This is a genomic window from Enterobacter sp. RIT637, from assembly GCF_019718755.1.
Classification (GTDB): domain Bacteria; phylum Pseudomonadota; class Gammaproteobacteria; order Enterobacterales; family Enterobacteriaceae; genus Enterobacter.
In genome coordinates, this window is record NZ_JAIHAZ010000202.1 from 1 (window position 1) to 513 (window position 513).

A 513-nucleotide genomic window follows, 5' to 3' on the forward strand; every position below is an offset into this window, starting at 1 on the left:
ATCCCATAAATTATGTTTATCTGCATATCTAGCAGCATCTAATGTAGCTTTTTCCGCATCAACATCTGATTTAAATAAACTTTTGCTATCTATCTTGTCTAGACTAGATGCATCAGGTTTGTGTCGTACCATACTGAGAGGGTCAGTAATATATTTGCCATCTGTAATAGCTGATCCACCATTATAGGTAGTATGCGTATAATTTTTTTGTGGAACGAGACTATTTTGCAAAGATTGTTGTGTAGAAACGCCAGCTTTGCCATTAGGAGTAGCTTGCTTCGCTGGCTTATTCCCACCGGCCATTTCCCCGTCTACAGTCTGCATAGGTCGGGCAGCAGGTTTTTTATAGCCGGTATTTTTAACCCAATCCCATTTGGTCGGGTTAAGTTCTACTTTTTTACCGCCCCAAACCGTACCTGCGGCCTCTGCTACGGCAAGGGCAGTTTGGGCTGTTGCAGTTATATTCGGATGGGCATCAGCCCATTGTCTGGCAGAGTTGATACTGTCTTTTAC

At 42.9% G+C, this 513-nt stretch carries 1 protein-coding gene; it reads right to left on the minus strand.

Annotated features, from left to right (window positions below):
• Positions 1-513 (minus strand): MafB family polymorphic toxin (locus K5E19_RS24315; RefSeq protein ID WP_260411949.1); only part of this gene is annotated, 513 nt, incomplete at both ends.